Genomic DNA, 17,133 nt, shown 5'->3' with positions numbered 1-17,133 from the left:
TCTTTTACAGCGGCAGGTATTTGCTTTCGGTGCTCTTCAGTTCCTCCTTTGATACCCCCTCAAGCAATTCGGGTAAGTATACCGGCCCAAGTCCTGCCATTATGGCAGTTTTCGTTACTCGGTGAGGCATGCGTTGGCTGCAGGCTAATGCAAATGGGGCTCCTCCCGATCCAGCACTAAGAGCGAATTGCTTCAATTCCATGACATCTGCAAAAAAGACCGTATCCTCCACTACGTGGTCAATTGTTCGCCCAGGATGAGGCTCTGTTCACCAACTGATCCAGTCGGGAGGCGCCAAAGCGCGCCCCCGGCGTTCCGTGTATCGTGATAACGGGAGTCCCGTCTGGCCGCCCGTATTCCGCATAACCCAATAATCGCCCATCTGTAATTGAATCGTGTTCTCAATCATGCCCCTTACACTCCTCTCACAAGATCTATCCTGCTTTAACATAATTATTTCAATATCTACTTTGGGATTCCTATTGTTGTAAAGAATAAAACAGGCTGCCAATCCATTGCTGTCGGCAGCCTGTTTCATGGTGCTATCGTTCACTGTTAGCGGAATAACATAGTCAAAACTCAACATAAAATGGATGAAGTTCTTCATTTAAGCAAAGCTCAATTCTTTGCCTAACATTTTTCCAAGTTACCATCTCTAAGACTTCTCCAATTGGAAAGACTCCTGCCTCTAAACCGCACTCTTCCTTTGTTTCCCTAATTGCCGTATCTTTCAGCGATTCACCTTCTTCAACCTGCCCCCCCGGCATTTCCCAACCTCTCCAAGGACCTTTTATTAATAATATTTCGTTCCGCTCATTTATTACAATTGTTGCCGCAGAAACAACGATATTGTTGTCTTATAAACCTAAATTTTTGGCAATGATGCTTTTCATAATTTGATTGGTTCCTGCATAAATGGCCGCTACAGGTATATCCCGATATCTACGAGCGATCGGGTATTCCTCCATATAGCCATATCCACCATGAAGCTGCATACATATACCGGCAACCCGCTTAGCCATTTCCGTTAACCACCATTTGGCCATTGAGACTTGAGTTACAATGTCTTTTCCTTCCATATGCTCTACGATCAAACGATCAATAAACGTACGGCCAATTTCCACCTCCGTTGCCATTTCGGCAATATTGAACTGCGTATTTTGAAACTTGCTAATAGCCTGTCCAAACGCTTTTCTGGTTTTTGTATAGGCTATTGTCATCCTTAACATCTCTTCTGCCGCAACTTGTGCTCCTATTCCTACGATTAAACGTTCCTGTTGCAGCTTTTCCATCAAATAATAAAAGCCTTTTCCTTCTTCCCCCAGAAGATTACAAGCCGGTACACGCGCATCTTGAAAGATCAGTTCGGCTGTATCTTGGCCATGCAGGCCCACTTTGTTTAATTTTTTTCCTCTTGAAAAACCGACAGTATCGCGTTCAACTACAAGAAGGCTAATTCCTTTGTAAGCTGGGCTTGCCTTTGGATCTGTTTTACATACGACAACGATTAAGTCCGAATGAATACCATTCGTAATAAATGTTTTTTCACCGTTTATGACGTAAAAATCACCGTCTTTTAAAGCCGTTGTTCTAATATTTGCAAGATCTGACCCTGTTCCTGGCTCTGTCATCGCAATTGCTGTAATCAGTTCCCCGCTTACACATCTCGGCAGCCATTGCTCCTTCTGCGCCTCAGATCCATATGCATCCAGATAGGGAACGACGATATCAGTATGAAGGCCAAATCCAATTAAACTCGTGCCGACACGCTCCAGCTCTTCATTTAAAATGACGGAGTAGACAAAATCAGCGTTAAGACCTCCATATTTTTCATCAACCCACGGACAAAGGAACCCTTCATTGCCCATTTTATCCCAAAATTGACGAGGGATTATGCGATCTTCCTCCCATTGGTCGTAGTACGGAACGGCTTCTTTCTCAAGAAATTTGCGAAGGGAGCTGCGAAAAATGCGATGTTCTTCCTGCACATAGCTGTTAGACATGTTTTCCACTCCTTTTTTCTAAATCCTTAAGTATTTCTTTCGTATGAGCCCCTAGATTCACGCCGATATGCTTATATTCCGGCATAAAGGCCGAAAACTTAATCGGGCAAGCAATCTGCCGTTGGAAGGTACCATCAGCCTTAGGAACTTCTACGATCATTTTCCTCGCTTTGATTTGCGAATGTTCGCAAGCTTCAGAGAACTTGAGCACCGGCTCCACACAAGCCGACATGTTAGCAAATTTAGCCGTCCATTCTTCATACGTTTTACCCAGAAATGCTATTGTAATCTTCTTTTTAAATGCATCTATATCTTCAAAGCTTTCACTCATCCCAAGTTCTATCAGTTCGGGCTGCCCGATCGCTTCACATAACTGTTTTTTAAATGCAGGTTCAAGACTTCCTACAGAAAAGTACCGCCCGTCTTTAGTTTCGTAATAGTCATAGAAAGTGCCGCCGTTGAGCTCCATCATTTCAGGCTCCGGATCAATACCAGCTGTTAAATATCCCGGTCCGAACAAGGTGTTTAGAGCAAAGGCAGTGTCCGTCATACTCACATCTACATATTGACCTTCACCCGTTTCTTTGCGGTGGATGATGGCTGCCAAGATCGCAATAACCGTATGCAGGGAACCACCGGCAATATCAGCAATCTGAATTCCCATTGGGATAGGTCTACTTTCTTTGCGAGCTGAATAGCTGGCTATTCCTGAGATTGCCAAAAAATTGTTGTCATGACCCGGACGATCACGGTAAGGACCGTTTTGTCCATATCCAGTAAGCGAACAGTAGATGAGGCCCGGATTCACTAGTTTCAGTTCTTCGTAACTTAATCCTAACGCCTCCATGACGCCGGGACGAAATTGCTCTAAAACAATGTCATACTCTTCTATAAGTTGTTTCACAAGATCTATAGACTCCGGTTTCTTTAAATCGAGAGCAATAGATTTTTTGGAGCGGTTAATATATTGATGGGCAGTAGAATCCTCGCCATCCTTAGCATTAAAGTTTCTAAGCAAATCCGGCCTTGTTGGTGATTCGACCCGCAAAACTTCAGCGCCCAAATCTGCAAGCATCATCGTTGCATAAGGACCTGGCAGTAATGTTGAAAAATCCAAAACTTTAATAGCGTTTAATAAAGCCATGCGCTCACATCCTCTTCACTTCGGCTGCATGCGTATCGCACCATCTAGGCGAATCGTTTCTCCGTTCAGCATGGGATTTTCAATGATACTTCGCACAAGCTTGGCGAATTCATCCGGTTTTCCCAAACGCTGCGGAAATGGCACCGAGGCACCTAAGGCTATCTTTGCTTCCTCAGGAAGAGAATTGAATAACGGTGTTTCAAACAATCCAGGCGCGATAGTCATATTGCGAATACCATATCTCGCGAGCTCCCTGGCAATGGGCAATGTCATGCCCACAATTCCTCCTTTCGAAGCACTGTAAGCTGCTTGCCCAATTTGTCCTTCGTAAGCTGCAACGGAAGCCGTATTAATGATGACACCGCGTTCCCCTTCTTCATTGGGCTGATTTTCCGCCATTTTTTCTACAGCCAATCGAATCAAATTGAAGGTTCCAATCAGGTTGATCTGTATGATCTTAGTAAAGCTTGATAATTCATGCGGCTTGTTTTTATTTATTACTTTCTCAACTATGCCGATTCCGGCGCAATTCACAACAGCTTGAATGGAACCAAAAGCTTCTACGGTTTGTTCTAAAGCTATACGTACATCAGTTTCACTTGTGACATCTGTTTGTACGAAAATCACATTCTCTCGGCCTAACTCTTCCACAAGGGCAAGACCCTTTTCTTTGGTCAAATCAAGTATCGCTGCTTTACCTTTACACTGTACAATCTTCCTTACTGTTGCTTCGCCTAATCCTGAACTTCCTCCTGTTACTACGGCTACACAATCTTGCAGATTCATTCATACTCCTCCTTATTTCTAATTTAAACGTTCAATAATCGTTGCATTTGCCATGCCGTGACCTTCGCAAATGGTTTGCAAACCGTAACGCCCTCCGGTTCTCTCCAGTTCATGCATCAAGGTAACCATGATACGTGCTCCGCTAGCACCTAGCGGGTGACCGAGTGCAATCGCTCCGCCATTAGGATTCAGCTTTGCAGGATCTGCTCCAGTCTCAGCCAACCAACAAAGCGGGACAGGCGCAAATGCCTCATTCACTTCATATATATTCATATCTTGAATGGTTAAATTCGCTTTTTGTAACACTTTCTGTGTTGCAGCAATCGGACCCGTAAGCATTAATTCGGGATCAGAACCAACAACAGCACGAGCGATGATTCGAAACCGCGGTTTCAATCCGCATGCTTCGGCCTTTTCACGAGACATTAACAGAATGGCAGCTGCGCCATCACTAATTTGGCTGGAATTTCCTGGATGAATCTTGCCGTTCTCCATAAACACGGGATTAAGAGCTCCCAATTTTTCGATTGAAGTTTCTCTTCTAGGGCCTTCATCTTGAGATAGTATCGTTTTCGTGCCATCTGATAGCGTAACCTCAATAGGATGTATTTCCCGTTCGAATCTTCCTTCTTGTTGAGCTTGTATAGCCTTCCTGTGGCTTTCCAATGAAAATTCGTCTAATTGACGGCGGCTGAATCCCCACTTCTCCGTTACTTTTTCTGCGGATATTCCTTGATTAAATACTCCGAAACGCGCTGTAAGTTTTTCATTCCATGGAATTCCTTGCACATTCATCGGAACACGGGACATATTTTCTACACCAGCCGCTACAACGACGTCCATATCTCCGCTTAGAATCGCTTGTGCAGCGAAATGAACAGCTTGCTGACTGGACCCGCATTGACGGTCAATCGTAATTCCCGGAACCTCAATTGGAAAGTCGGCAAGCAGAGCTGCTACTCTGGCAATATCTCCTGCTTGTTCCCCTGATTGAGTTACACATCCCATGATGACATCATCTATGATTCCCGGCTCAATTCCCGCTTTAGTTACAAGCCCCTTTAACACTTCTGCAGCTAAATCATCAGGACGAATTCCGCTTAATGCTCCTCCTCGGCGACCAAGGGGAGTTCTGACCGCTTCGACAATAACAACTTCACGCATAATGGTTTCTTCCTTTCTGTCTAGAGGAATATGAATGTGTGGCAAGGTCTAACCTGCCATACTTTCTTGTCGTTTTTTTACGACCTATTACATTTGTATGATAAATTGGACCTTTAAAGTTAGGAAACTTATTTAAATAACATTTTTATTACACCAAGCGCATGCTTCGTGGTATGGTATCTCACCGGAAGGTCAAAAATAAAATAAACCGGAACCCCTCATTTCCCAAGGAGTTTCGGCCTTATAGGATTCTCGCCGATTGAATTTTTTTGTTTTTAGGAATGTGTTCAAAAGGAAGACAATATCTTCTATTCTTTTATAATATTCAGTCGCATAATTCTCAAATGCTTGTACTTCTGAAAAACCTATCAGTTTTAACTCATGGATATACTGCTCTTTTAACGTTCCGTCCTTAGTTCCATAAATTTGACCACGTCCAAAATATTCCTTAATATTGAATTTATCATTTTCACTTTCTTGTTGGGTTAAGAAGGTTCCACCTTTTAATCGTTCTGATCTATAGAAAAAAGGTGGTAGCTTTCACTAAATTCGCTCACAAAATCTGGCTGGGGGTGCCTTCACTTGTTTTTATATAGCTCTTGTTCCCCGCTTGTTGAGTTGTGAATCATAACTTCCACTGAAACCACCGACCGTGTCCATCTGTTTCTGCCAGCGTTTTCGTACGCACATTACCGTCTACATAATAATCGAGATGGAGTTCAAGATCCCACATATTATTATAGAGGTGGAACACGTCTCTTTCTTCACCTAGGTATTGAATATACTCACTCAATTTTATCTTAGCTTCGTTAGATATCTGGTTGGCCACATGGGTATGAAAAACACATATTGTTGAATCCTTAGTAATCTTCGATACCATATTCGGAAGCAAAGCAATGCCATCTCCCTTAATTAACTCTAAGGGTTGCTTTTCTAAACATAAAGCTGCTTTTTCAAAGTAGGAAATCCGTTCCTTATGTTCCGGCCAAATCAACGCTTTCAGCCAAAGATAATCTTCAGGATCATTTAGGTCATTTACGTGCAAATCTAAACCTATCCTGGATGTTACTGGTGGGCAATGCTCAAAAAGGAATGGAATTTTATCGCCTCTGATTTCTGCTGTTATCTCTAGAGCCGATTGATCATTTCCGTACTTTTTGTTCGAATTATAAGAGTAGCTGTATTTATCCCAAAGAAGTTGCAAGCCAGCACTTGTTCCTATTTCTATGAGTGCCAACGGTTTTTTCGTTATTTTATATATGTAACAAAAGCTAGGGTACAAGTAAGCACAGCGTCTCACTTCGTTCGTTTGTACAAGCTTGCTTTCTAGAATCTGAATAATCTCATTTTCGTATAAGTTACAAAAATCCCTGAAACAATCAATTGCTGCCGATGACTCCCTTGGTTCATCTACAATGCTGGCGTAATACTCAGCTAATTCATGTTCTATCCCACCCAATAGCAAATAGTGAACCGCACCCAATAAGAGGTTAGGAACAGGCTGTCCGAGTCTCGAATGAGCTGCTAGTTTAAGCAACTTCGTGTCATAAGCTATGTTTTCTGCAAGATGTCCATATAGAATGCTGGAATCCTTACATTCTCTTTCAGCAAAAACCTTAAAACGCTCTGAGAGTAAGTTTATATCCAAATCTCACACCACCTTATCAGGATTATAAGCCTTATTTTTAAAATGCTCCTGCAATTGATTCAATGTAATGGTTTGTACCCAACGTATTCAAATAAATCATTCCAAAGCAATTTTAAATTAATGTTATCATACATTTCCATATTCCACATTACTGCCCGGTAGCTGAATGCCGGCATTTTCATTGAATAAAATAATCGATTACTTGAAAATAAAATAAACCGGAACCCCTTATTTCCCAAGGAGTTCCGGTCTTATAAATACTAAGCATCTGCATACAATCGCCCATCCCGAAAACGAATAATCCGCTTCGCAATCAAAATGTCATGCGTAATCAAAATAATCGTCCGACCTTGTTCATTTAATTTCTTCGAAAGCTCTAACATCTCAACACTTGTTTTGGGATCTAGCTCACCTGTAGGTTCATCGGCCAGAATGATCGGTGGATCTCCCGCCAATGTTCGCGCAATAGCAACACGCTGCTGCTGCCCGCCAGATAGCTCTGATGGAAAATGCTTCTTGCGATCAAGTAAGTCCACCGATTCTAGTGCATGTAAAACGAGCGGCTCTCTTTCAGTTGAATTAATCAACAAATTGTTTAGTTTGACAGCATAATCAACAAAGAAATCGCGGATATCTTTGATCAATTTTAAATGTTGCACCAAAACCATTACCGATATGTTAGATGTATGACTCGATACTACAGGACATTATATTCGCTCCACTTTAACCGGTAGGCCTTGCCGGATCGATTCGCGAATCGCTTCCAGTGTCGCTATGGTTGTGAAACCGTCTGCTGCGTCTGGCATAGCCACGGTGCCATACGTGAGGCACTTGGTGAAATATTCAGCGTAATTCACGAATTCTCCAGCATGATGGTTGACCCCTTCGAACTGGAAGTAATGGTAAATATCCTCGAAATACGATTCGATACGTTCATGCTCGCCTTCGTATTTTACGATGGCCTCTAGCTGCGGATATTTGGCAATAAAGGTTCCTTTCGTTCCATATGCCGCCACTTCGATCCACGGCCGGTTCTGGTGCGGCTGTTCTAAGCCGTAAAATCCCAGTACCCGACCGATTCTGCCGCTGGCAAATTTCAGGTTGATCACGAACGTATCATCTCCTTGAAAGTTAGCCTGTTCAGCAACCAGCGATTGGCTTGCGTAGGCAAACACTTCCTCCACCTCACCCATGTACCATTTGATGAGGTCGACCGGATGCGAGCAGCAAGCGAAAAGCAGGTCGAAGCCGCCCTCCATCGCCCATGGCCTATTGCCGTAAAACCAGCGCATGTCGTGCACATATTGAGTCTCCATGAAGGAAATGGGTCCTAATTTATCTGCTTCAACCGCCCTGCGCTGTTCCTGCATCGGTCCGAAGAAACGCGAGCTTTGCCCGACCATCAGCTTAGTTTCTGGATAGTCTGCCGTAAGCTGCATGAGCTTCCTCGCCTCACCCAGGGAGTTGACCAGCGGTTTCGTGCAAATGACATGCTTCCCCGCACGAAAACAGGCTTGGATATGCTCCAAATGAAGCTGGTCAGGTGTATAGATGGCAACGATGTCTATATCCTCTCTAGCAATCAAAAGTGCCAAATCCGTATAACCGTGAGGAACATCATAATCGCTTTTCACCTTGTTGATCAAAGCTTCGTTCACGTCACAAACGGCTAGAACCTTAAGCTCTGGATGACCGTAAAGCCCCTTGATTAACCCTTTGCCTTCGCCTAAACCGATCACGCCTAGACTGTAAGATTTGCCGATTTTCGTAAAACGTCCATGCCCTTCCATGCTGTCCCCCCTGTCGCCTTGCAGCTACTCTTGTACGAGTAGGACTTGCTTTTTATAATGCCGAGGCAACCGCTGGGTCACCGGGAGCATCTCTGGAAATTTGCGGTGCGGCTCCATTTGGTACCAGTAAGCGGTGCTGGAGTAGTCATTAATTAGCTTGTTAGCATGCCCGTGCCCCGGAGTTCAAATGAATACCGAAATACGAAGAAATGGAATTCGGTCCGCGGACAGAAAGCTGTATTGAAATAATCCTCGGTTCCCGTACCGTGGATGGCAGGCGACTCTTCGCTGATTTCAATTCTCGCCTGCTCCGCAAATGGCATCGCAAAAAAGGAGTTGAAGCCCCTGCCTTTGTCAGGCCCCATTACAAGCGGCAAGGACCAAAAATCTTTGGAGATCGCATGCCCCATGCCGAAAAAATCTCCAATAGGCGCTTCAACGCTAGGGAGTTCCTCATCATCCCAGAACATGTGGATCAATACTTTCCGCAGATGGTCTTTTTCCCCGGCAGGATTGTGCATGGTACACCAAATATGGCGGATACATCCTGCGCCTTTAATGTTAGCGATTTCATACGTTTGACCTGCCTGAATCTCGAACCAGTCATAATTACCGCCCGTCCGGTCGTTCACCCTCCAATAAATACTTGATCGCCATATCCAGCAAATATCGGGCGCCCGTATTTTTCACGATGCCTTGAGGCTGCGAGCCTAACCCGCCTTCGAAACGAAGCGTGGTCGCAAGAAGCAGCCCTTGTCCCCTGGAAGCTTCGACCATATATCCATGACGTTCGAATAATCTGGCATCCAAGCGCTCCATCACCGGTGTATGCGCAGGCAGCGACTCATAATCGAACACTAGGTCTGTTGCTAAGCCAAACATGGTAAGTGACGTATGATGCTCATGAGGGTAGCCGTTCATCACCGGATGATCGTAGTACAATTGCAAAGATTCCCTTGAAAACGAAAGCTGCTTCACGGCGAACGGACCCGATTTACTCCTTTGAACGAACAGTACGTTACCGCCTTGCTCCATGAACGCTTCATGCTCAGGAAGGAGATGTGAAGTTACAATCACTCGCGTGCTTTCTTGGATGCCTGAATTTACTTGAATCCCCGGATACAAGGTATTCAGCCCTGCGAAAACATCGAACGGATCGTCGATCAGCAGAACCGACTGCTCTTCTGCCGTCAAGGCGGGCTTCGGAAATACCCATAAGGTCCACGCATTGCGGATTGTTTCGGCCTTGCCTATTAACGCTACGCTAAGCGTTAGCGCCGTAGGCACTTTGACTTCCGGTGAAGCGACCTCAAGTACTCCAATTTCTCTGGCTTCGCCGGCCTGCATCATGACGGAAGAAATTACTCCTTCTCCCAGTAAGACTCCGTCCACTTCATTAACGATTTTCCAAGAGAGAACGCCGTCTTCGAGAAGTTCGCTGCCGTAATGGGAGACGAACAAATGCGGGCGGATAAATGTACCGGCCGTATAGTTGTACGGATCCCATCGGACGAGCCGGTCACCTCCGCCAATCCAGCTGCGGCGGTTATCCCAAGTCAGAGTGATTACGGTGGAATCGTTTATCATCCTCAACCGCTCAGGCGGCTGCTTCGGCCTTCCGGCATCATCGAATACGGCGCTAGTCGCGATCGGGTTATCTTTTATCGATGTGAGGACATAACCGCAAATCTTCGAATAAGTTCGAACAAGCTCGAGAACGGCTTTGCGATACACGTAAGCACTTTGGTTTGCGTTCTTCCACAGCTGCTCATTGCTGAATGGCAAATTGAGCTTAGCTAACTTCTCAACTTGGCGGCTGTACTGCCAACGCTCTTCTTTGGCAACCGGATTGATTGCCTCATCATATTTGAGCCACCATGGCATCTCGCCGCCGTGATCTTCCAAGGTAGTGTCCAGATTGCGGAACTCGTCATAATCACAAAATTCGCCGAACATCCAAGGCTTGTTTTCCCGCCATGAGCCAGCAAATTGGCTTAACAGATCGGGGAAAAAGTGAATATCGGTGTAGAAATGATAGTCATAGAAATCCGCATACTCCTTTAACAAACCTCCATAACATTCCCCGGAACCGCTATTGTCGCGAATAACCGCGTTATCCGTGAGACGTTTGGCCATTTGGTAAAGCTCCTGTAGGAAAGTCGAGTCCGCGGACTGGTCTAATTCACAGCCAAGCGTCCAGACGCTAAGTGACGGATGATTTCGAACTTCGCGTATAATGGCTTCATATTGCGAGAACGCACGAGACTTAAATTCAGGCGTCACCTCGGGAAGCCACATCGGCAACTCCTGCCATAACAGCACGCCCATTTCATCCGCCAGCTCATAATAGTCTTGCGTCGGTACATACAGGCAATGCTTAATAAGGTTAAACCCGCTATCTTTCACGCGCTTCAGTTCCTCGCGGATCTCATCTCTGCTTGGCATCGGCGCAATATGATCGGCGTACCAGCCCCAATGCAGCACACCCCGCATGTAAAGTGGGGAACCATTCAAGTAGAATTGATCATCGCGCACTTCTAGCTCCTTCATGCCGAAACGGCAAGTATGGCTATGAATCTCGCAACCATTTTCGGATAAGGATAGATTTAACTGGTAAAGCGCCGGCTGCTCCGGGCTCCATAAGGAGATCGCATCTTCGAATTCTAGCCAGAGTTTGCCTTCCATTCGTTCCGATGCAGGAACTATCGTCATCGATAGCTCCCCGCAGCTTACGGTATTTCCTTGTACATCCTTGATTTCAGCTATTAGTTTTAGTGAACGCGCGGTATCTCTTGGAATGGCATTCAAGACAAACTCCACCTCCGCACCGTTGTCACGGACACGAGGCTTCACGAAAACATCCTTTACTATTACATCAGGGACAAGGATTAGCTGAACCGATTTCCAGATGCCTCCGAAAATGACGCCCACATCCGGCAGGAATCCTGCAAGGCTTTCACGCAGAGGGAATCTCACGCCTTGTTTATACACCTTAACCAGCAGTTCATTATCGTTGCCGAATGCGAGCAGCTTTTCCAGCCTTAGTTGAAACCCGTTCCAACCGCCTTCATGCGTACGGGCCAAAATACCGTTCAAATAGACCTCGCAATAATAATTAACGCCGCCAAATTCCAATGCCACCGGAAGATCCGACCATGCTGCCGGCGCCTTAAACGACTTTCGGTACCATACCGGACCTTCCGCCTTTTTGTTTTCTTCGACCTGCTCCCAGCAGCCTGGAACATGAATGTCCCGCCACTGGGCATGAACATTCAGATCTTCAGGTTTTACAGCCGCATCCACAAAATCTATGAAGATTTCCCAATTCCCGTTAAGGCTGAGCGCGCTGTCAGCCGATGTCGGTATGTTCATTTTCATATCTGCCATGTAGGTCACCCGATCCTTTGGAGGCTATTATTACTGAATCTCATACAAAGCCGTCGCATCCTTTTTCTCGGGCAACCACACGCGCATTTTCCCTTGTTCGCGGTTATCCCACGCAAAGTACGGCACAGCTTGGAATGAATCCGTATGATCACTCCCTGCTGCGTATAAAGTGACGACGCCCTCGAGCAGCTCCGGCTCGAACACCGCTTGGAAGCGTGTATCCGGAGAAACTTCAGTAAGATCATAATCCGTATTATCCATTTCTTCCATGCAAAAGACGATCGGCCCGCGTTGTAACGCGACTTTTCCAACGTTTTCTTTAACTAGCGGATTGGCGTAAACTTTCTGTACCGGCATTTCGAATGAGAGCTCGATCTCCTCCCCAGCCTTCCAAGTACGACTTAGCTTCACGTAGCCGTTTTCCATACTCGAACGAACCAGTTGTTCGCCGCCTACCTTCAGCGTGAAATTTCTGCACCAGCCTGGAATCCGAAGCAGCATGTCATATGCCGTGTCACCTGTTTCTTCAACCCTAATCGTTACCCGCCCGTCCCAAGGGAAATTCGTCACCTGCTGCAGCTTTACCTCATCGTTTCCAACATGCAATGATCCTGTGCCTGCTATATATTGATTGATCATGATTTGTCCTTCATTTATTGCATAGACGTAATTGCCGATAGAAGGAATAAAGCGGGCAATTTGCGTCGGGCAGCAGGAGCAGTCGTACCATTCAACGCGGTGGTGCGTGCCATCAGCCTCCAGTGGATTCACATAGAAGAACTTATCTCCAGTTAGAGAAACACCAGCCAATGCGCCATTATACATCTCACGTTCTACGATGTCGGCATACTTACTGTCTCCATGCAGCAAGTTCATGCGATGGTTCCATAAGATCATCGCTACGGAGGCGCAAGTTTCACAATACGCGCTTTGGTTCGGCAGATCGTAATCCTCGGTGAAGCCTTCATTTTGCTTTGATGGACCAATTCCGCCCGTGATATACATGTTCTTATTCACGACATTGTCCCAAAGTCTATCCAGTGCTGCCAAATACCCTTCATCTCCGGTCAATGACGCTAAGTCGGCCATCCCTGCATACATATAGACGGCACGCACCGCATGGCCCGTAACAATGGACATGTCACGCACTGGCATATGATCCTGCGAATAAGCGGCCCCCCAATCTGCACGGTCCCAGCTATAGCCTACACCATGCCCGTGGCCTCTTTCTTCAAGGAACCAATAAGCGAGCTTCCAGTAACGCTCCTCTTTGGTTTCCAAATACAATTTAACGAGCGCCAACTCGATCTCCTGATGTCCGGGTACCCAGTGGCGTTTATCCGGTCCGAACAAAGAATCAATATGATCAGCCAACTTAATGGCTACATCCAGCAGCTTGCGCTTTCCTGTCGCTTGATGATAAGCGATGGCCGCTTCGATGAGATGGCCTGCACAGTATTCCTCATGCTTGTTCATATCCGTCCATTTCTTATCGGGCTCAGCAAGCGTAAAATAGGTCTGCAGGTAGCCATCTTCTTTTTGAGCGGCGGCAATGAATCCGATAACCCGATCCGCTTGCGCCTCCAGCTCATCATCAGGCTCATTCATGAGGGAATAAGCGATCCCCTCGAGCACTTTATAAACATCTGAATCATTATAGAAAATTCCTTCAAATTCGCCGTCCGTAAGACTGGCTGCCTTTGCGAAATTCGATATTCTTCCTGTTTGTTCACACTGTGTTAGACAAGCCGTTAAGGTCGTTTTTTGCGAAGCTTTCATCCGTGCCGTCCAAAATCTGTCTTCAATGGACACCTGTGTAAATGGGACGTTCGCCAACCGTTGATGCGGCAGCTTATACGTGGAGTACAATGTGCTTTTTACTGTGCTATTCATACCTATCCGACCTCTTCTCTAGTTATATTTTGCAGGTTCTTCACATAGACGGTTACCCTAATTACCCTTTCATTCCGGTGAGCGAAATGCCTTGAACGAAGTATTTTTGGCTGAAAATATACACGATAAGTACCGGCATAATCACAAGGAGAGACGCGCCCATCTGTAAGGGCCAGTTCGTCGTATAAACGTTGCGGAAAATGGAGAGTCCAACCTCTAACGTTCTCATTTCAGATGTATTGGTAACGAGCAGAGGCCATAAGAAATCTGTCCATATCCCCATAAACGTGAAGACGGCAAGCGTGGCCAGAGCTGGCTTGGATAACGGAAGGATGATATTCCAATAAATTCTCAGCTCGCTGCAGCCATCGATTCTTGCCGCATCTTCCGTTTCTTTCGGAAGGCCGAGAAAGAACTGCTTCAGCATGAAAATGCCGTAGGCGCTGCTTAATCCGGGCACAATCAAGGCCGCATATTTATCGAGCCAACCAAATTTATAAACCATAACGTAAGTCGGGATCAGCGTAACTTCGGCTGGAATCATCATCGTCGACAGAAAAATGATGAAAATGATATCTCGGCCTTTAAAGGAAAGCCGGGCAAAGGCGTAAGCAGCCAATGAGCAAACCAATAGCTGCCCGATCACAACCATCATCGTAACGAATACCGTGTTTTTCAGAAACGTCAAGAAAGGGGCGGCTTTAAAGATCGTTGCATAATTGACCCATTCCCAAGTTTCCGGAATGAAGCGTGGCGGAAATTCAAAGACGGAGTATTCTTGCTTGAGTGATGTCGTAAACATCCATATGAAAGGGTACAGCATGGATAAACTAACGATGATGAGTATCGCGTACGTCACGGTGCTTGTGAGGAGCTGAGTCACGTTGATCGGCTTCCTCCTACTAGTAATCGCAGCAGCCATATTCGTTCTCCCTCCTCTTAATATTCATAATTAAATCGCTTCATCACTTTAATCTGGATCATGGTAACAGCGAAAATGACTGCGAACAGGACGTACGACTGTGACGAGGCATAACCCATATTGAAGCGTTTAAACGCTTGATCGTAAATATGATAAACGACTACGTCTGTTGAACCTAACGGACCGCCTTCCGTCAGCATGTATACGACCGTAAACACCTGAAACGAAGAGATGACAGACGTCACAGCTAGGAAGAATAGTGTCGGCATCAGCAGAGGTACCGTTACTGACCAGAACATGCGCCATTTTGAGGCTCCGTCAATTCTAGCCGCTTCGTACAAATGATCGGGTATGCCTTGCAAACCGGCTATGAATATGATCATTTGATACCCGATTCCTTTCCAAACCGACACGATGATCACCGCGATCATGGCCCAGTTCGGATCCAGAAGCCATTTGATGCCGTGAATACCGACTTTACTGAGCATAAAGTTCAACAAGCCGAACTCTGGCTGTAAGATCCACTGCCATACCATGGCAATAGCAACCGTCGAAGAAATAACAGGGAGAAAGAATATCGTCCGGAACCAATAGACTCCTCGCATCTTTCGATTCAGCACTAGCGCTACAAGGAGTGAAATGGCAATGCCGGTTGGTACGCTGCCTGCCACGAAATAAAAGGTATGTTTCATCGCGATCCAGAAATCGGTATCGTCAAGCAGCTTTTTATAGTTGCCAAGGCCAACGAAGGGTTTATCCGGCTTCAGGATGCTCCATTTATGAAAGCTGAGATACAACGCGAACAAGATGGGATAAATAACGAAAACCATGAGATGCAAGGAAGCAGGCAAGATGAATAAATATCCGATCGGCTTTTCATCGCTTGCTGTTTGGCCTCTTAGCTTTTTCCAGAAGCTAGGCTTCATGGTTCGCTTTGAGGAAGCGAAGGTTACCGCAGTGTCGCTTTCCATTGAGTCTCTCCTTTCCCTAACACGGAATTGGGCTATTTAAAAAGAATATGTACCGGGAATTTCAGATTCCCGATACATGAGAGGTGTTGAGCCGAATTACTCGTTGATGATCTTATCAATTTTCGGAACGGCATCGTCGAATGCCTTTTGCACAGGTGTATTATTCACAATAATTTGTTCGATCGCTTTGTCGATTTCTTTCTCGATGGAATCCCACTTTGGATGGATGGAGCCCCAAGGCTGGCGCGCATATTGAACTTCTTTAACGAACACTTGTTCAATCGGTTTGTCCTTCGCGTATTCCTCGGATACCTTTTTCACGGCGGAAAGCTCTAAACCGGATTGGATGCGTGCTTTTTGGCCCACTTCGGACTCTGACATAAACTTCGCCAATTGATAAGCTTCTTGTGGATGCTTCGTGCTCGCGGAAGCCGCCCAACCTGCCTCATACATAACGGATACGTTATCTTTGTTTTTCGGCAATCCGACTACGCCCAGCTTGTCAATGTTAAACTTGCCGGCTTTAGCCGTATCATTAAGCCCCAGCAGCGTCCAGTGACCGCTGATGTTCATTGCGATTTTGCCTGTTTGGAAGAATAGATCGCCAAACGCTTTTTTCACAGAAGGGGTTGGAGAAACCTTATGCTTGGTAACCAAATCTGTGTAGAACTGGTACGCCTCGACGGATGCCGCACCGTTTAGGTAGCCTTTCGCGGTTTTTCCATCTTTGCTGAGCACATCACCGCCGTTTTGCCATACGAATGGAACGGACTTATAGAAATAAGGATCTGCAGTTACGCCGTACTGCTCGGTTTTTCCGTCAGCGCCTGCTTTCGTTAACTTCTTGGAAGTTTCTAGGAAATCGTTCCATGTCCATCCTTCTTTCGGATAAGGAACGCCGGACTTATCGAATACTTCCTTGTTGTAATAAACCACGAGCGGTGTGAAGCCACGGGGTAGATCATAAATTTTATCGCCGCGCACGCCGATTTCATAAACGTTTTTAAACCAGACGTCCTTGTTGAAGGCTGGATCTTTTTTCGCATAAGGACCCATATCCAGAACGGCAGCGTTATCAATGAATTGGGGGAGAACGACGGAGTCCATCAGAAATACGTCAGGTGCATTACCGGATGCGATGGATGCGAGGATCTTCTGGTTGGAATCGTCGCCCGGAATCGGTTCGTAGGCAACCTCAATGTTCGGATATTTCTCCATGAAGGCTTTAATCGCAGCTTGTTCCGCGGTTGCTTCTTCGACAGCTGCGCCCGAAGAAATTCTTAGTTTTACTTTCTCACCGCTTTTTCCACTGCTCGTGCTTGCGATATTTTTATCTGCACTGCACCCCGATAAAGCAACCATTGATGCCAAAAGCCCTGCTAAAACGATTTTTGAAGACTTCACCATGTGATACCACTCCCCGTA

16 protein-coding genes and 1 pseudogene are annotated in these 17,133 nt (G+C 45.8%); all 17 read right to left on the bottom strand.

The window, feature by feature from the left end:
• Window positions 1–4 precede the first annotated feature (4 nt).
• On the bottom strand, window positions 5–202 hold the full coding sequence (locus tag BLT91_RS31615) for a hypothetical protein (RefSeq protein ID WP_090821993.1): 198 nt from the start codon (window positions 200–202) through the stop codon (window positions 5–7).
• Between the two features lie 66 nt (window positions 203–268).
• On the bottom strand, window positions 269–409 hold the full coding sequence (locus tag BLT91_RS31610; protein ID WP_175532301.1) for a hypothetical protein: 141 nt from the start codon (window positions 407–409) through the stop codon (window positions 269–271).
• 163 nt (window positions 410–572) lie between these two features.
• The gene (locus tag BLT91_RS14345) at window positions 573–848 is read right to left on the bottom strand and encodes an NUDIX domain-containing protein (RefSeq protein WP_090821989.1); all 276 of its coding nucleotides are present in this window, start codon (window positions 846–848) and stop codon (window positions 573–575) included.
• A gap of 9 nt (window positions 849–857) precedes the next feature.
• Window positions 858–2,003: an acyl-CoA dehydrogenase family protein gene (locus BLT91_RS14340; RefSeq protein ID WP_090821986.1), complete on the bottom strand. Its 1,146-nt coding sequence runs from the start codon at window positions 2,001–2,003 to the stop codon at window positions 858–860.
• The gene (locus BLT91_RS14335) at window positions 1,996–3,147 is read right to left on the bottom strand and encodes a CaiB/BaiF CoA transferase family protein (RefSeq protein WP_090821984.1); all 1,152 of its coding nucleotides are present in this window, start codon (window positions 3,145–3,147) and stop codon (window positions 1,996–1,998) included. Before BLT91_RS14335 ends, BLT91_RS14340 begins: the two co-directional genes overlap by 8 nt.
• Window positions 3,148–3,162: 15 nt before the next feature.
• Window positions 3,163–3,933 (bottom strand): 3-hydroxyacyl-CoA dehydrogenase, encoded by a 771-nt coding sequence (locus tag BLT91_RS14330; protein ID WP_090821982.1) that lies wholly within the window; start codon window positions 3,931–3,933, stop codon window positions 3,163–3,165.
• A gap of 18 nt (window positions 3,934–3,951) precedes the next feature.
• Window positions 3,952–5,097 carry a thiolase family protein gene (locus BLT91_RS14325; protein WP_090821979.1) on the bottom strand — a complete coding sequence of 382 codons (1,146 nt, stop codon included), beginning with the start codon at window positions 5,095–5,097 and terminating at the stop codon, window positions 3,952–3,954.
• Window positions 5,098–5,385: 288 nt separating this feature from the next.
• Window positions 5,386–5,601 (bottom strand): annotated as a pseudogene (locus BLT91_RS32875) (SAM-dependent methyltransferase); the annotation flags it as partial.
• Window positions 5,602–5,722: 121 nt separating this feature from the next.
• Window positions 5,723–6,745, bottom strand: coding sequence for a DUF2332 domain-containing protein (locus BLT91_RS14320; protein WP_090821976.1), 1,023 nt, complete (start codon window positions 6,743–6,745; stop codon window positions 5,723–5,725).
• A gap of 260 nt (window positions 6,746–7,005) precedes the next feature.
• On the bottom strand, window positions 7,006–7,413 hold the full coding sequence (locus BLT91_RS14315) for an ATP-binding cassette domain-containing protein (RefSeq protein ID WP_090821974.1): 408 nt from the start codon (window positions 7,411–7,413) through the stop codon (window positions 7,006–7,008).
• A 39-nt stretch (window positions 7,414–7,452) separates the two neighbouring features.
• Complete coding sequence (locus tag BLT91_RS14310) at window positions 7,453–8,535, bottom strand: Gfo/Idh/MocA family protein (RefSeq protein ID WP_090821972.1); 1,083 nt, start codon at window positions 8,533–8,535, stop codon at window positions 7,453–7,455.
• Window positions 8,536–8,687: 152 nt separating this feature from the next.
• Window positions 8,688–9,167 carry a DUF2961 domain-containing protein gene (locus tag BLT91_RS14305; RefSeq protein WP_254776953.1) on the bottom strand — a complete coding sequence of 160 codons (480 nt, stop codon included), beginning with the start codon at window positions 9,165–9,167 and terminating at the stop codon, window positions 8,688–8,690.
• Window positions 9,145–11,922, bottom strand: coding sequence for a glycoside hydrolase family 2 protein (locus BLT91_RS14300; RefSeq protein WP_090821970.1), 2,778 nt, complete (start codon window positions 11,920–11,922; stop codon window positions 9,145–9,147). Before BLT91_RS14300 ends, BLT91_RS14305 begins: the two co-directional genes overlap by 23 nt.
• A 30-nt stretch (window positions 11,923–11,952) precedes the next feature.
• Window positions 11,953–13,815, bottom strand: coding sequence for a glycoside hydrolase family 127 protein (locus BLT91_RS14295; RefSeq protein ID WP_090821968.1), 1,863 nt, complete (start codon window positions 13,813–13,815; stop codon window positions 11,953–11,955).
• Between the two features lie 61 nt (window positions 13,816–13,876).
• The gene (locus BLT91_RS14290; protein ID WP_090821965.1) at window positions 13,877–14,737 is read right to left on the bottom strand and encodes a carbohydrate ABC transporter permease; all 861 of its coding nucleotides are present in this window, start codon (window positions 14,735–14,737) and stop codon (window positions 13,877–13,879) included.
• 17 nt (window positions 14,738–14,754) lie between these two features.
• On the bottom strand, window positions 14,755–15,708 hold the full coding sequence (locus tag BLT91_RS14285) for a carbohydrate ABC transporter permease (RefSeq protein WP_217635226.1): 954 nt from the start codon (window positions 15,706–15,708) through the stop codon (window positions 14,755–14,757).
• A gap of 96 nt (window positions 15,709–15,804) precedes the next feature.
• Window positions 15,805–17,115: an ABC transporter substrate-binding protein gene (locus BLT91_RS14280; protein ID WP_090821961.1), complete on the bottom strand. Its 1,311-nt coding sequence runs from the start codon at window positions 17,113–17,115 to the stop codon at window positions 15,805–15,807.
• Window positions 17,116–17,133 lie beyond the last annotated feature (18 nt).

The sequence above is a fragment of the Paenibacillus sp. yr247 genome (assembly GCF_900103825.1).
GTDB lineage: Bacteria > Bacillota > Bacilli > Paenibacillales > NBRC-103111 > Paenibacillus_E.
Note: the sequence above shows the minus strand (reverse complement) of the source record. Positions and strands in the feature narration are given on the sequence as shown.

Excerpts from the sequence above, each read along its gene's own strand:
- BLT91_RS31615 (WP_090821993.1), bottom strand. The coding sequence starts at position 202 with ATGGAATTGAAGCAATTCGCTCTTAGTGCTGGATCGGGAGGAGCCCCA.
- BLT91_RS31610 (WP_175532301.1), bottom strand. The coding sequence starts at position 409 with ATGATTGAGAACACGATTCAATTACAGATGGGCGATTATTGGGTTATG.
- BLT91_RS14340 (WP_090821986.1), bottom strand. The coding sequence starts at position 2,003 with ATGTCTAACAGCTATGTGCAGGAAGAACATCGCATTTTTCGCAGCTCC.
- BLT91_RS14335 (WP_090821984.1), bottom strand. The coding sequence starts at position 3,147 with ATGGCTTTATTAAACGCTATTAAAGTTTTGGATTTTTCAACATTACTG.
- BLT91_RS14330 (WP_090821982.1), bottom strand. The coding sequence starts at position 3,933 with ATGAATCTGCAAGATTGTGTAGCCGTAGTAACAGGAGGAAGTTCAGGA.
- BLT91_RS14325 (WP_090821979.1), bottom strand. The coding sequence starts at position 5,097 with ATGCGTGAAGTTGTTATTGTCGAAGCGGTCAGAACTCCCCTTGGTCGC.
- BLT91_RS14315 (WP_090821974.1), bottom strand. The coding sequence starts at position 7,413 with ATGGTTTTGGTGCAACATTTAAAATTGATCAAAGATATCCGCGATTTC.
- BLT91_RS14310 (WP_090821972.1), bottom strand. The coding sequence starts at position 8,535 with ATGGAAGGGCATGGACGTTTTACGAAAATCGGCAAATCTTACAGTCTA.
- BLT91_RS14300 (WP_090821970.1), bottom strand. The coding sequence starts at position 11,922 with ATGGCAGATATGAAAATGAACATACCGACATCGGCTGACAGCGCGCTC.
- BLT91_RS14295 (WP_090821968.1), bottom strand. The coding sequence starts at position 13,815 with ATGAATAGCACAGTAAAAAGCACATTGTACTCCACGTATAAGCTGCCG.
- BLT91_RS14290 (WP_090821965.1), bottom strand. The coding sequence starts at position 14,737 with ATGGCTGCTGCGATTACTAGTAGGAGGAAGCCGATCAACGTGACTCAG.
- BLT91_RS14285 (WP_217635226.1), bottom strand. The coding sequence starts at position 15,708 with ATGGAAAGCGACACTGCGGTAACCTTCGCTTCCTCAAAGCGAACCATG.
- BLT91_RS14280 (WP_090821961.1), bottom strand. The coding sequence starts at position 17,115 with ATGGTGAAGTCTTCAAAAATCGTTTTAGCAGGGCTTTTGGCATCAATG.